The organism is Niastella sp. sgz303648 (assembly GCF_059587045.1).
In genome coordinates this window covers 477,833-493,433 of the sequence record NZ_JCAPSW010000004.1, presented here as the reverse complement: position 1 = coordinate 493,433, position 15,601 = coordinate 477,833, and the positions used below count along the sequence as shown (strand labels likewise).

Here is a 15,601-nt window from a genome sequence, read left to right as displayed (position 1 = left end):
AGCTATTTAGATGAAATATTATAATATAAATAAATCGATGATTGGAATGGTGCTGATGGCCATTGTGGTATGCACCAGTTGTAAAAAGACTTTTCTGGATGTAAACGAGGAAACAAACAGATCGACCGATAAAAACATCTCTGCCGCCCTGCTTTTTCCACAGGGAGCGCATGGTGTGGGAGCCCGGCTGGCCAGTGGTAATTTAAGGTTCCTTCAAAACTGGATGGGATATTTTGCCGCCCCCGGCGATTTTGCCATACAGCAGGATGAAACATCTTATAATGTTGATTTCTCTTTCGGGGATGCATTGTGGTCGAATAATTACAATGCCCTTTACGACCTGTATCTTACCAAAGTAAAAGCTTTGGGTGTACAGGATTCTGTATTGGCCGGTTGTGCCATGGTGTTATCTGCAAGGCTTTTCCAGGATATGGTTGATGTTTATGGAAACCTTCCCTATTCACAGGCATTTCAAACCCTGGTTTACAGACAGCCTGCATATGATAAAGCAGAAGATGTTTATAAAGCGTTGCAGGCAAGTTTAGATACTGCTATTATTTATTTTACCAAAGGCACGCCCACAGAGAAGTTTGGAGATGTTGATATTGTAAATCACGGTAATGTAGCCACATGGAAAAGATTTGCCAATACGCTCAAATTACGCCTGTTGATCCATCAATCTGAGCGTGCTGGTTTTGACCCAACTGCAGAGCTTAAAAAAATCACCGATAATGGTGGCGTATTGCAGGTTGGTGAAAATATTGGTGTAAACCCGGGATATGTAAATGATGAAAACAAACAATCTCCTTTTTATGCCAACTATGGTTTAACGCCTGCAGGCAATGAGGCCAGTACCAGTACAAGAGCCAATGCTTATATGGTGAACCTTTTGCAGAGTACCGATGATGACAGGATCTCCCGCTTTTATCAGCCTGTTGGTTCAAGCTATGTAGGCGATACGTATGGACTTGTTGAAGGAAACCCGCTTGGCGCAGCCAGTTCAAAAATTGGTCCGGGCCTTGCCGGAAGCGCTAAACAGGACCAATGGATATTCCCTGCTTTTGAAAGTAAATTTCTTGAAGCAGAAGCTATTGCCAGGGGATGGTTAACTGGTAGTGCACAAACTACTTATGAGGATGCTGTAGCTGGATCTTTTGTTTGGCTGGGTGTGCCAAAAGGGGATTCAATTGCCAGAAATGGTTATATACCTGATACCGACATTGCCAACTGGGCTAATGCAGGTTCCTCAGTTTCTGAACAGGTTAAGTTTATTGCCTATCAGAAATATATAGCATTGTGCGGTATTGATCCGGTAGAAGCCTGGGTTGATCTGAGAAGGTTAAATATGCTTCCCGATAAAGGATATATTACTGTAAATCCATCTAAAATTTCGAACGTGCTTCCTAACAGGTTACTATACCCGCAAAGTGAGTACACCGCCAATTCGACCAATGTAAGGGCGCAGGGCGATATCAAGCTGTTTACTACAAAGTTATTCTGGCAACCTTAACCGAAAAACAAATTAAAGAAGTATGAAACTTAATATAATTAAATCAGCATTTGCGCTGTCTTTGATAGCGCTGGGCATGACGGGATGTTTGAAGGATAATTTGTATGATGATAACAAAACACAATCAACCCGCCCGTTAGATGGCCAGCCTATGGCCATTGAATTAAAAGTTAGTGCAACCGACCTCACGAAATTTGTAACCCTGGCATTTAGCAATGGTAACAATGATACAGTAGTTAGCCTGGTGCCGGTTACTTTAGCCTGGGGCTCGCCGGCTTCTGAAGATATTAATGTAACGGTAGCATTACAGGACACCCTGGTAACTTCCTATAATAATAACAACGGAACAGCATACGATATACCTACATCTTCTATGTTCAGCCTGGTTAACAATGGTGTTGTTACCATTCCAAAAGGTTCATTTACAGGCTACCTGCAAATAAAAATGAAACCTGTTAATTTTATCGGTCATGACTGGGCGCTGGGTTTTGTAATTAAGAGCATCGATAAACCGGCCTACACCATCAGTGGTAATTTTAACACGGCAGTAGTAAATGTTGCCATCAAAAATCAGTATGATGGTTTATATAATGTAACCGGTTATTTCACGCACCCTACAAATTCCAGGGCAATTAATATCACCGGTGAAAAGGTGAAAACATTTAATGCCAATACAATTTCCAAAGCGTTGGGCGATTTAGGTGATGCTACACCTGTTAATATTGTAATTAATGCCGATAATACGGTTACTATTGGTCCGGGTCCCGGAGCCAGCGGCAGCACTGCGCTTGTTAACAATTATGCCCAGCTCGGTTTTCCCGAATACAATAACACGTATAATCCGGCTACAAAAACCTTCATGTTGTGTTATGGTTACCCCATGGCAACTCCTACGTCAACTCCTACGAGGATCATCAGAGAAAAGGTGGTTTATACAGGATCAAGATAATCGGATCTGATAGAACATAATATAAAGAGGCTGTCTTCAATTAAGGCAGCCTCTTTTGTTTTTAGGATGACCGGGCCGGCCTTCGGCCCGGTTTTTTTGTGTGCGTCATGCACGTACCCGTTTCAAGGATATACAGTGACAGCAGTTTTGCCAGAGAATCACTTTGAAGTGAATGATGTGGTACTACACTGTTTCTTGTACGGGCAATTGTTGCTTTATAGTGATTTTATATTTAATGTAAGAGGAAAAAAACAATAAATACTGTTGTTTTTCCCCTGCTAAGTTTGACCGTATAGGTTAGGTTTGCATTAAATCAATATTATGTGGCTATAAATTGATTTCGAATATTAAGAAAGATATTTTCCTTTATCATACTTTTGAAAAATATACGATTGCGTAGTATTTGTAACGCACTAACCAAGACACCGAAACTAACCTTATCCGAAAATGAACCTTAAACCCTTAGCAGGCCTTATTCTAATATTTTGTGTTCCTGTCGCAGTCCTTTCGCAAAACCAGCCTGCTTTGGTCGATAAGATTGTTAATTTCCCTTCTTCATTTTTTACCAAAGTCAATAATAAGACCACTTATCTTGAGGCACAGCTAACCAGGCAAACCGAAAAATATCTGAAACGGTTATCCAGGCGTGAAAAGAAATTACAACGCAAACTCTCTAAAATAGATTCTGCGGCAGCGCAACAGTTATTTGCGAACTCTGAGCAACAGTATCTTAAATTAACAAGCAGGGTGATGAACGACACCCTCTCCGCCAGAGGAGGCCAGGGGGAGGCAGGCGAATATCTTCCTGCTATAGATTCTCTCAAAACCTCTTTAAATTTTTTACAACAGAACAATCAGCTACTTGCCAATTCAAAGGATTTGCAACAAAAGGTACAAGGTTCATTGGGTAATGTAAATCAATTGCAAAACAAACTGCAACAATCCGACGAGGTAAAAGCATTTATACAGCAGCGCAAACAACAAATGAAAGATGCACTGAGCAAATACTCCAATCTGCCTAAGGGTATTACAAACGATATAACTGATTTTAATAAAGAGGCATATTATTATAGTGCACAGGTTAAAGAATACAAGGATATGCTGAAAGAACCTGATAGAATGGTTGAAAAAGGGCTATCATTATTAAACAAATTACCTGTCTTTCAGCAATTCATGCAGCAGCACAGTCAGCTGGCTTCTTTATTCCGGTTGCCTGATAATTATAGTAGCGGGCAAAGTTTGACCGGTTTGCAAACAAGGGCCCAGGTACAACAACAGATACAAACGCAGCTGGCAGCAGCCGGACCAAACGCGCAGCAATATGTGCAGCAAAATATACAGGCAGCACAATCACAGCTCAATCAGCTCAAAGACAAGCTTAATAAATTAGGCGCCGGCAGTAGCGATGTGGATATGCCGGATTTCAAACCCAATAATCAAAAAACAAAAACCTTTTGGAACAGATTGGAATACGGCACCAATTTTCAAACAGCCAAATCAAATTTCTTTCCCACCACAACTGATCTGGGTTTATCTGTTGGATATAAATTAAGTGATAAAAGCAGCATTGGCATTGGCGCCAGTTACAAAATGGGCTGGGGTAAAGACTTTCGCCATATTTCAATTACACATGAAGGTGTTGGGTTGAGGTCATACTTAGATATGAAACTTAAGGGAAGCTTTTATGCCAGTGGGGGATATGAATATAATTATCAGCCAGGCCTACCCCCGGCCCCCTCCGGTGGAGGAGGAATGGTGAACGCCGATCAGTGGACGCAAAGTGGATTGATAGGCGTGAGTAAGATTGTTTCTGTCAAGAGCAATTTTTTTAAAAAGACAAAGCTTCAGTTGCTGTGGGATTTTATGAGTTATCAGCAGGTGCCGAGAACACAGCCGGTGAAGTTCAGGGTGGGATATAATTTTTGATTTTTTAAAAGCAAACATTAATTACTAATTATAATAAGATGAATGATAATGCTTTAATGCTTCCTTCACGATGTTTAATATATTATCCCCCTGCTACAAAGGTTTACAAAACAAGGCTGGGGAAGATTTTGATTCAGGATAAAAGCATTTTTAGTATGATGAAAAATGGAATCTTCTGCACACTGTTTCTACTAACATGTAGCATTAACTTATTAGCCCAGACCCCACCTAATGATTTCAATGCTGCTCCAATGAGTGGTATTGCCACAGCTGCCAATAAATTTGCCAGTACACCTATGAATTTATACACCGGTATACCGGATATATCTATTCCGTTGTACAATTACACCAATCATAACGGACTTAATTTAAATGTTTCGCTGAGACGCATGTCGGGTGGTACTAAAGTAAGAGAGCTTCCAACGCCGGCGGGACTCGGTTGGTATCTTGATGCGGGAGGATTAATTACCCGAACTGTGCGGGGTATGCCGGATGATATTTCGGCGAACGGATATATGTATTCGGGTCCACTGCCTGTCAACTTCGATTCTGATGGTTCAAAATATTATCACGACAGCCTGGATGCAGAACAGGACGTTTTTCAATTCAATTTTAACGGGCGGAGCGGGAAATTTTTTATCGGAAAAAACAAGCAGATTGTAACCGTGCCATTATCAAAAATGCGGATCGGTTTTATTGCAGCCGGCGGCAATAATACGCCTATTACTTCTTTTTATATCATTACGGAGGAAGGAATAAAGTATGTTTTTGAAGAGATTGAATACCAGCGAATAGTTAATGAGGACTTTAAATGTGGATATAACGGTATAAACCATACTATTACCTGGCATTTAAGTCAGATCATTGCTCCATTTGGTACAGACACAATTCGCCTGAATTATAGCAGTATTAAGGGTACTAAAGATATTGCTTTTCCCCAAACAATATATGTTGCTTCCAATTCAAGTATTTATCGAAGTTTTACGCCTTTTGGCAGTCAGGAACTATACAGGAAAAAATTATCCTCCATTGTTTTTCCTGATAAGAAAAAGGTTAGCGTAATTTATACTTCCGCATTAAAATATGATGGGGTTGATTCTGTAATTGAACAGATCAGGATAAGCGACACTACATTCAGATATGGGTATATATTTCATTTTTACCCAAATTCCAAAGCCGATTTAAAAGATATCCAATATTTTACCACCAGGGCTGTAAGGCCGATGTTTAACTTTATTTCTTCTCCTATTTCTTTCCCTCCAGTCGGTTCCTCCGGGGATACGCTTGGGAATAATAGAGATCATTGGGGATATTATAACAATGCCAATAATGGAACAAAAAGCATTCCATCGGCAGGAATGTATAACGGCGCTGATCGAAACCCATCCAAACAATGGATGGAGAGTGGCTCCATTAATACTATTGTCGATCCGTCTGTTGGGGTTGCCGGCGACATAGACGGCGGCAATGGAACTACTACTGCCCATACTATTTATGTTTGGGAGCCAAACGAATCGTGGCAGTATAAAACAGTTTATTCAGGTATCCAGATCAATGCTAAAGGAACTACTTCCAATAATATTGTGTTGCAAAATTTGTTTACCAACAGGCATACTATTAATATCCAGCTTTTGTATAATTCAGCTACCACGGTTCCAGCCACAGGTGCCTGTAATTTTGAATGCCGGGTAAAAAGCACCGATGGGTTAACAACATACGCGACCTATACTACAAGCATATCCGATTTACATAATCTGGGTATAATGTCATTTAGTTTTAATGCACCGAACGGTAATTACAAGCTGGAAACAAATTTAACGAATTGTACAGTAACGAACGATTCACTGAATGTTTATATGTCTTGGGCAAATCAGGAGTCGGTCGAAACTGCAGTAATGAGCGGTGGGGTAAGGCTAAAGCATTTGATTCATTTCGATCCGGTTACTTTAAAATATGATACAATTGCCAGTTATCAGTATCAGTTACCGGATGGTAAAAGCTCTGGTTTTTTATGGGCGCTTCCGGTTTATATTTATCCCTATGAAGAAACGGTTATTTATGGCAGTACGACTACAAAATACTACAGCGCTATTTCGAGCGAACCTGTTAATGAGCTCAATTATACACAGGGAAGCCCTGTGGGGTATAGCAGGGTTGTTGTTTACAAAGGCGGCCCAACGCATAACCTGGGTAAAGAAATATATGAATTTACCAGTTTGCAGGATGCTAATTTAAACATGGAAGAGGCTTTATTTCCTTATGCTCCTCAAACACAACCGGATTGGGGCATGGGTTTGGCCAAGAGAATATCTGTTTACGATAGTACCGGCCGGCTGGTAGAAGTAAAGCGCGACTCATTTTCCATCACTTCCATCAGTTACAACGACTCCAATTTTACTTCAGCAAGGCTTGGCAGATCAGCCGTTACATTTCATGGTGATCCCGCCTCATCCTCTACGCCATATACCGAATATTTTGAGAGCCAAAGCTATTACCCTCAAACCGGAAGAGCAGACCTTGTTGCCCGGATTGATTCTTTTTTCCATTCTGATGGTTCAGTGCAGGTAAACAGGCAGGACTTTGTGTATGATAGTAATTATAATTTAATAAAGGTTACAAATCCATATGATGTCACACGTGGGTTACAATTAGAAAAAAGGCTTTATTACCCTTATAACTATACCGTATCAACGGGAGCATTAAAAATATTAAAAGATAGTAATATAATCAGCCCGGTTATTTCAACAGAAAGCTGGCTAACCGGAGACGGTAATCCGAGAATGGTGAATGCATTGACTACCGAATACCAACAATTGTCCAGGGGATATATAAAACCACTACGTGTATACGCATTACAATCAGGCGCCCCAATTCTCCAGGGAACGATAGGCGCATTTGATCCGGCTACACTGATCCGTAATAGTAAATACCTGGTAGCGCAACAAAAGTTTGCAACCTATGATAATGATGGCCACCTTCTTGAAACGCAAAATGCGGTGTCGGGTAAAAGTGATGCGGTTATAATGGACTATAATAATCAGTATCCGGTTGGCAAAGTTTCCAATGCCAGCTTCAGTGACATTGCGTATACCAGTTTTGAGTCGGATGGCACAGGTAACTGGAATATTGCCGGTACCAGCAGAAATACAACCCTGGCCATAACGGGGAAAAACAGCTATGATATTAGCAGCGGTAATATTACCAAATCGGGTTTATCGGCATCAAAAACGTATTTATTATCAGTATGGTGCAAATCAGGAGCTGCTGTAACCGTTAACGGAACCTTACTAAGTAGTGCAATAGCCAGCCAAAACGGATGGAATCTATACCAGGTAAACCTTGGCGGAATAACTGTCGTTACTATCGGTGGTACTGGTTTAATAGATGAGTTGCGTTTGCATCCGAAAGATGCCAATATGGTTACCACCACGTATGAGCCAATGGTAGGGGCTACAGCTACCTGCGATGCCAATAATACAATATTTTATTACGGGTATGATGTATTGAACAGGATGAACCTGGTAATGGATAAAGATTTCAATATTGTTAAAAAAACGGATTATAGAGATACTACAATTGCTACAAACAGTACGCCCAATTGGCAACCGACGGCGACCTGGCAGTGTGAAAGTGCAGGAAATGGTAAAGTAGACATTTTGTACCGCGACAATAATCCTTATAGTCCAAAATATACCGACACCAAATGGGTATATGATCGTACTGACTGTACGTTGTGTGGGCCTGCTTGTGGCTCTGATCCAAAGTACAAGTCACTAAACTGTGTATGTGAAGAGGGTATCAAAAAGTATATTTCAAGCGTTCGGGTACTGGTGAATGGAGTTTATATGTGGCAATGCAGGTGGGTGTATCAATGGAGTGATTGTAGTGTAAGTGCTGCTTATACCGAATATAACACTTCGGCCTGTCAGGTAATAACCGCCTGTATACAGTAAGCGGTATTAATAATTCGAAATTAATTTATATGATCAGTCAATTATTCTTATTGTCGTATTATCTGTTTACAACGAGTATTTATTCGCTTACAGCAACTACTATTGATGGTAGTGTCATAAAACTTAATGAATTTAAAGGGAAAAAAATATTGTTTGTAAATACAGCCAGTAAAAGCAGGTATGCCACGCAGTATGCCGATCTGGAGGTCTTATTCCAGAAGTATAATAAAAACCTGGTGATACTGGCTTTTCCTTCGGATGATTTTAAGAATGAGCCCTTGAACGATAGTTTTATAAAAAGTACTATACAAAAAGAGTATAACATTCATTATATCCTGTGTTCAAAAGTGTCGGTTAATGGAAATGATATCGCGCCCGTTTATAAATGGCTTACTCATTACGCAGAGAATGGCGTTGTCAATAATGATATTACACAGGATTTTTTCAAATTCCTTGTTAGTGGTGACGGAGAAATTATAGGTGTTTTTAACCCATCTGTTTCTCCTCTTAAGAGTGAATTGGAAGAAGCTGTAGCAAATTAAAATAGTTCTCTAAACCGCACTTACTTTATGCAAAAACACATACTTTTCCTAATATTTATCCTTGTTGGTAGTGCAACCAGATTTTATGGACAGGTAAATCTTCCCGTCTCTAATACAACACCGGTTCCTGCCCTGGCGAGGAAACTTCCTGACAATTATTGGTCCACCCCGATTTCTTATACACGAATATATTCGCCTTTAAAACCAATACAGGATACCGCTCTGATAAATATGTCTGCTGCGGTAGAGGATATGACAATCACATCCATCTATTCGGATTCTTATGGACGCACTTTGCAAACGGTTGCCCGCCAGGCTACACCATCAAAAAAAGATCTGGTAATGCCAGTATTTTACGATGAGTTTGGAAATGTAAGTGTTCAATATTTACCTTTTCCTGCTCAATCTGGAAATACTAATGATGGCAATTTTAAAACAAACCCTTTTAGGCAGGATTCGGCTTTTTACAAGGCTGCCTTTCCTAATGAGCAAATTAATTATGGCCAGTCGTTTTTTGATGGATCTCCTTTAAATATACCAACAAAAGTAACAGCTCCGGGAAATAGCTGGACCGGAACTGGTGTGGGCCCGGTTTCTGCTTTTCGTACCAATTCTGTATCGGATAGTGTTCGATTATGGACAATAAATATAAATGGAGAAGATGATATTCCTGCTACTACCACTACTTATCAGGCTGGTTCATTAGTAGTACAGGAAACTACAGATGAAAATGGAAATAAGACAGTTGCATACATTGATCAACTGGCGAGGATCATACTTTCAAAAAAACAGGTAGCATCCTTACCTTCAACTGGCCATAGCGGCTGGCTTTGCACTTATTATGTTTATGATGAAATGAATAATTTAAGGTGCGTAATTACACCTAAGGCGGTAGAATCATTAAGCGGTGCGTCATTAAATTGGAATTTATCATCCAACATAGCAATTTTTACCAATTTATGCTATAGTTATTATTACGATGCAAGAGGTAGAACAATCATGAAGCTGGTTCCGGGGAAGGGAAAGATCTATTTTGCATATGATATGTTAGACCGTCTTGTAATGACACAGGATGCAGGTTTAAGAACCACTAATCAATGGGCATTTTCATTGTATGATGGACAGAATCGCTTAAGTAAAACAGGTGTTATTACAACAACGCTTACAAAAGATAGTATAATTGCTCAGTCGGCACGATCTGCCAATTATCCTTCTTTATCAGGGGCCTATACTATTACAACCGAGTTGTATTATGATGACTATAGCTGGGTTGCCGCTACCGCCGCCCCGGTAAATGCTAATATGGTTTCGGCAAATATCAACAGCTCGAACTTTATTACCAATTACAATGTTTCACCAGAATATGCACAGCCTGTTACAGCCAGTAATCGCATACGCGGAATAATTACAGGTTATAAAAAGATCATTCTAAACAGCAGCAATTACCTTTATAATATCCGTTTTTATGATGATCACAGCCGGCTGGTTCAATCTTCGCAAACCAATTATACAGGAGGTACTGATATTGAAACAATGCAATATGCCTTTGATGGAAAATTGTTGCGTAAACATTTGCAGCATCAGAAATCAGGAAACAATGCTCAAAGCCATACAGTACTTAGTAAATACGTTTATGACCATGCAGGGCGTCTTAAAACCTTGATTAAAAATCTTGATAACAGTATAGACAAAACCATAAGTGAATATACTTATAATGAGTTGGGGCAGATACAATCAAAAGTATTGGGAGGTGGGTTGGAATCGCAAGCCTATGCATACAATTTACGTGGCTGGTTATTGAGCATCAATGGTGAATATTTAAACTCGTCTGGTAATGCAAATAATCATTTTGGAGAAATTATTTCATACGACTATGGGTTTACCAAAAATCAGCTAAACGGCAATATTGCTGGTATAAAATGGAAGGCGGCGGGAGATGGAATTGCAAGGGCTTACGGATTTGATTATGATAAAACAAATAGGATTTTAAAGGCAGACTTTGCTCAACAGAATGAAGGGGCCGCTTCCAATTGGACAAATGATAAAGTTGATTTTACTGTTAATGGATTGAGTTATGATGCTGGAGGCAATATTCTTTCGTTAAAGCAACGGGGGTTAAAAATAGGCGCCTCAGCCACAATAGACTCTCTCACATACCAATATTTTGCCAATAGCAATCAATTACAAAAAGTAACTGACGGCATTACGGATAATAATATGCCTGGTGATTTTAAAGATACTGCTTTAAGCGGTGATGATTACAGCTATGATGCTAACGGAAATATTATAAAGGATTATAACAGGCATATGCATACCAGCACAAACGGTGCTGGCGCTGTATATAATATGCTGGATAAAGCGGATTCTATCTCAATAAACGGAAAAGCAGGAATTCACTATTATTATGATGCATCCGGAAATCAGTTAAGAAAGCAAATAAACGATTACACAGGTAAAACAGCTGCTGTTAAAGATTACTTGTACATTAACGGGTTTGTATACTTAAATGATACTTTACAATATATTTTACAGGAAGAAGGAAGAATAAGGTATGCCCGCAAAGTGAACAGCCAAACCGGGTCAGTTTATTATGCTTATGAGTACGACTATTTTATTAAGGATCATTTAAATAATGTTCGCACAGTATTAACAGAAGGAAAGGATACCGCTACCTATGCTGCTACCATGGAAAGCCGCGACAGCGCCGTAGTGAATGCTTTATTCAGCAATGTATATACGCCTGTAAGAACCGTATATCCAAAACCCGATGCCTTTGATACAGACACCAGCAATCATTTTGTAGCCCGTTTAAATGCTTCAACAGCTGTTAATATAAAAACCGGTCCGTCGATGGTTTTAAAAGTGATGGCCGGTGATCAGGTGCGAATAAGTACTTACTCATATTATAATTCAACGGTTCAGCTCCCATCCGATGGAATAAATTTGTTGCCCGAACTTTTAACAATACTTGGCAGTGGGGTGGTTGGCAGTAGCGGCGGTAAATTCGGATCTGGAGATGTAAGTAGCATCAGTAGCACCTTAAGCCCCAATTTGCTTCAGTTTTTGAAGACCGATAAAGTCTACGACAGTACAAAGCCCAAAGCTTATTTAAACTGGGTATTATTCGATAACCAGTTTAATTATGTGTCGTCAAATTCGGGTGTACAACAGGCTCAGCAGGGGAGCAGCAAACAGCCATTGGTTTCACCGCTGCAAACCATCAGTAAAAACGGATATTTGTATATTTATGTAAGCAATGAAAGCCCCCAGAATGTTTATTTTGACGATCTGATTGTGAAGCACTATTCAGGCCCGTTGGTTCAGGAGCAAAGTTATTATCCGTTTGGTTTACCCATGGCTGGCATAAGCGACAAGGCTTTACTTAAACAAAGCACCCCTTACAAAGCGAATGGAGGAACTGAGCTGGAGGAAGATTATGGATTAAATTATTATAACACTCTTTTTAGAAAGTATGATCCACAGATAGGGCGGTTTGCAGGGGTGGATCTGTTGAGCGAGCAAAATATTAATGTGTCACCTTACCAGTTTGCTTTGAATGATCCTATATATTACTGTGATCCTACAGGGGCTTTATCACAACAGGAGCTGGACCAAATACTAAATCAATTATGGGACAGCCCTTTTGGTGGCGAATGGCATAAGGCAGGATCGAGTGGAAGCGGCTATATGAATTATTATACGAGTCAGTCAGAAGAATTTTCTTCTGGTTTGATTAATGCCTATACTTCTGGTTATTATGGTATTGGTGCTCAGGCAGAAACAAGGTATAAACAAGCTCAAAAAGATTATAATGCAGCGACGGGAGAAGATATTGAGATACTGCTACCTGTTATTGATAAGGGTTATTGGACGAAAGGTAGTTGGGTGACAAAAGAAATAAGCCCTTTTGCAAACTATTATAAGCCGGTGCCTCAAGGGTATAAGGATAACGGACTACCCGGTTTTCCGGGTACCGGTCCTGCTATAAAACACCCGCAAAGTAAGAGATGGAGATGGTATGATAACGATGGTAAAATATTAGAATGGGATAGTAAAAAAGGGGAGGTTGAAAAATATGATAAAAGTGGTAAACCTGGATCACATTGGGGTGGCTATGATCCTGAAACGGGGGAACAAATTTCACCTCCTGTGGGAAAAAGATGGACATATCCTATTTCGCCAAGTACATTGACAAATACAACTGTTCTCGTCACTGCGGGAATGATATTGTGGGAAGTTGTAAAATGGGGGGTCGCAGTTGTTGCTGCTCCTGAAACAGGTGGTGCATCTTTGGTATTAGCTGTATCAACACCTTAAAATTTAGAACATGAAAAATAAAAAATTATTAAGGGTACAAAGGATCTTAGAACTTTACAAGAAAGGAACGAATGAGGTAATAGAAAGAATAAATATTGATCATATAACATTGGAGGAGCTTTTGAAGATTTTTGAACCTTATGAAGAGGATCCCTTTCTCTATGACCCTTATGATGTAACTGAAGAACAGGTAAACAAGCTTAATATCTATTTGGAAAAACCTATATCTTACGATATTACTAAATATGATTACAATTTGGCATGTTTTGGAATTTATATTGATACTATTACAGGAAAAATAATAAAATGATATGTGTAAAGTTGTTGTATGATGTTGGATAACGTTTTGTCAAATGATAAAAGATAAAACCATATTTGATTTAATTGAGCAATTAAGATTACAGACAGATTTTGCTAAAACAGAAATTGTAGATTACTGGGATGGTGATCTTTGCGCCATTGGAATAAAAAGAGATAATCGACTTGTATATATATCAACCTATAATTTTTCGGAAGGGAAAGTGAATGGGTATGACTACGATTTCGAATTGTTAAATGAGAAACAGATTGACAAACTTGATGTTGTAAAAGAAGTAAGAAGTGCTACTGAGCAGGAACTAATCGGGGATTTAAAAGTGTTTCTCGGTATTTAAATGAAATAGTAGTATATCAAAATCTGTTATTAACGCAACATTGTGACGCAGTCGGGAGTGAAACTAAAAAAACTGCGTTGCTATGTTGCGTTTTTTTTCTGGGAAAAGCAGGTCACTTCCCCTTTCTCCACCACCTCCCTCACCTCCACAATCTTCAATGCGCCCCCTTTTATCATTTGTTCAATTCCATCCACCATTTTATAAAATACAATACCTGCAGCCAGCAACAAATACTGACCCGGAATGGCCTCAGGTTGATGTTGCATACAAACCGGCTTCACTGTTTTTTTATCTATGGGCAACATAGGTGTTTGGCAATGATTGTTCGCAAATTTTTGATTTGTAAAATCAATGGAAGCACCAACTGATACTATCTTGAAATGCGTAGCTCCGGCAGGAGCTGTAATATGTTTTTGGGGAATAAATGAAGCAAAGTTTACCTGCATTGTTCCGTTCACAGGGTGAATGGTTGTCTTGCATGAAACGTGTAGCATCGATGATAGCGTTTGATTGCTGTTAAACTCAAAGCCAGTCAGCTTATGCAAAGGGCCGCCGGTTGCCTGTCGTGTGCCGCGAACATGTTCTGCGTCTGATCTTACTATATTCAACAACACACGGTTCATGCGTCCGCTCAGCCGCATGTTGGCAATAGGTTTCAATAATGGATAAACTGCCTGGCGCAGCAGGGTGGCGGCGCTGACTGCAGTTTTAAAATCGGCAGCGTTCTCCCGCGTGTGGGCAAAGCGTTCACTCTTTAACACCATGTTGCGGTCTGGTCCGCTTTTTTCTTTGGCAATATACCCAAAGTCGTTTTTTAAATAGGTAACATCACCTATGGTACCTGTTAGCAGGTGTGGGCCAACCTGTTTTGCCATAATGATGGGTTTTCTTAAAGTTACATCATTCTAACAGCATGGAATACTTCTAAATAGAAATTTTAAATAAGCTACATGTGTTGTATGTACGCAGTTTGCGAGGCTGCCCTCTCCCTGTTGTATCCAACCCATATCAGTTCCATATGGCACCCGTATCAGTATCATATCTAAGCCATAGTTGCGCCGTATCTGCGCCATAGCAATCCCATAGTATAAGCAAAAAATAAGTAAGGCAATAGTAAGAGAATAGTAACGGAATAGTAAGAGAAAGGGTCATGAAATTTGCCCGGACAGGGCCATTAAGAGGGAAGTTTGTATTATGTACTTTGAAGCAAACATACTTGCTGTTTTATATAAACGAATACATGCTTAAAAAATACGAAATACATAAGTGAATTAAACATTTTTATCATCAAATATTTGTTACATGCAGGTTGTGAGCAATTCACCATTGAATAGCATTAAGCGTTGGATCTTATACTTGGCTATGAAAAGAAATATTAAATATTTTGGCCTTACTGCTGCCGCACTACAGGGCAGCGTTAGATTGCATAGTTTGTTACGTGTTTGCAATTAACCGGGCGTAAAATGCTATGCGCTTATTCCCCGAATCTATTTTACCCCGGTTAAGGACATAATATAATATTTACATGTGTTGTCATTCAATCAGGATCCACCTCACTCCATAAGCCTCTGTTACATTAAAACAATTATTATACTTAAATGCTAAAATCCGGCAAAAAAAACACCAATTATTTTTTGCTTTAGCGCATAATCATTTCAAAAACAACCAAATAAGTATTAAAATAAACTCCAAACACAATTTATCCACATATTTCAGGTTAAAATATGATAAGAACTTGTTAAAATTATCCT

9 protein-coding genes are annotated in these 15,601 nt (G+C 39.5%); 8 read left to right on the top strand and 1 reads right to left on the bottom strand.

Features of this window, described 5'->3' with window-relative positions; genetic code table 11:
* Positions 1-10 precede the first annotated feature (10 nt).
* The 8 genes from AC59IL_RS14680 to AC59IL_RS14645 all read left to right on the top strand — a co-directional run bounded on the left by AC59IL_RS14680 (position 11) and on the right by AC59IL_RS14645 (position 13,850).
* Positions 11-1,510: a SusD/RagB family nutrient-binding outer membrane lipoprotein gene (locus AC59IL_RS14680; RefSeq protein ID WP_496552902.1), complete on the top strand. Its 1,500-nt coding sequence runs from the start codon at positions 11-13 to the stop codon at positions 1,508-1,510.
* A 22-nt stretch (positions 1,511-1,532) separates the two neighbouring features.
* Positions 1,533-2,459, top strand: coding sequence for a BT_3987 domain-containing protein (locus tag AC59IL_RS14675; RefSeq protein ID WP_496552901.1), 927 nt, complete (start codon positions 1,533-1,535; stop codon positions 2,457-2,459).
* Positions 2,460-2,984: 525 nt separating this feature from the next.
* Positions 2,985-4,385 carry a hypothetical protein gene (locus AC59IL_RS14670; protein ID WP_496552900.1) on the top strand — a complete coding sequence of 467 codons (1,401 nt, stop codon included), beginning with the start codon at positions 2,985-2,987 and terminating at the stop codon, positions 4,383-4,385.
* A gap of 251 nt (positions 4,386-4,636) precedes the next feature.
* Positions 4,637-8,338 (top strand): hypothetical protein, encoded by a 3,702-nt coding sequence (locus AC59IL_RS14665; protein ID WP_496552899.1) that lies wholly within the window; start codon positions 4,637-4,639, stop codon positions 8,336-8,338.
* 29 nt (positions 8,339-8,367) lie between these two features.
* Positions 8,368-8,880: a glutathione peroxidase gene (locus AC59IL_RS14660; protein ID WP_496552898.1), complete on the top strand. Its 513-nt coding sequence runs from the start codon at positions 8,368-8,370 to the stop codon at positions 8,878-8,880.
* 231 nt (positions 8,881-9,111) lie between these two features.
* A complete protein-coding gene (locus AC59IL_RS14655) occupies positions 9,112-13,197 on the top strand; it encodes a DUF6443 domain-containing protein (protein ID WP_496552897.1) in 4,086 nt (1,361 codons plus the stop codon).
* A 10-nt stretch (positions 13,198-13,207) separates the two neighbouring features.
* Positions 13,208-13,507, top strand: coding sequence for a DUF7683 domain-containing protein (locus tag AC59IL_RS14650; protein WP_496552896.1), 300 nt, complete (start codon positions 13,208-13,210; stop codon positions 13,505-13,507).
* A gap of 43 nt (positions 13,508-13,550) precedes the next feature.
* Positions 13,551-13,850, top strand: coding sequence for a hypothetical protein (locus AC59IL_RS14645; RefSeq protein ID WP_496552895.1), 300 nt, complete (start codon positions 13,551-13,553; stop codon positions 13,848-13,850).
* An 80-nt stretch (positions 13,851-13,930) separates the two neighbouring features.
* Here AC59IL_RS14645 and AC59IL_RS14640 read toward each other — a convergent pair whose 3' ends face one another.
* Complete coding sequence (locus AC59IL_RS14640) at positions 13,931-14,725, bottom strand: hypothetical protein (RefSeq protein ID WP_496552894.1); 795 nt, start codon at positions 14,723-14,725, stop codon at positions 13,931-13,933.
* Between the last annotated feature and the right edge of the window lie 876 nt (positions 14,726-15,601).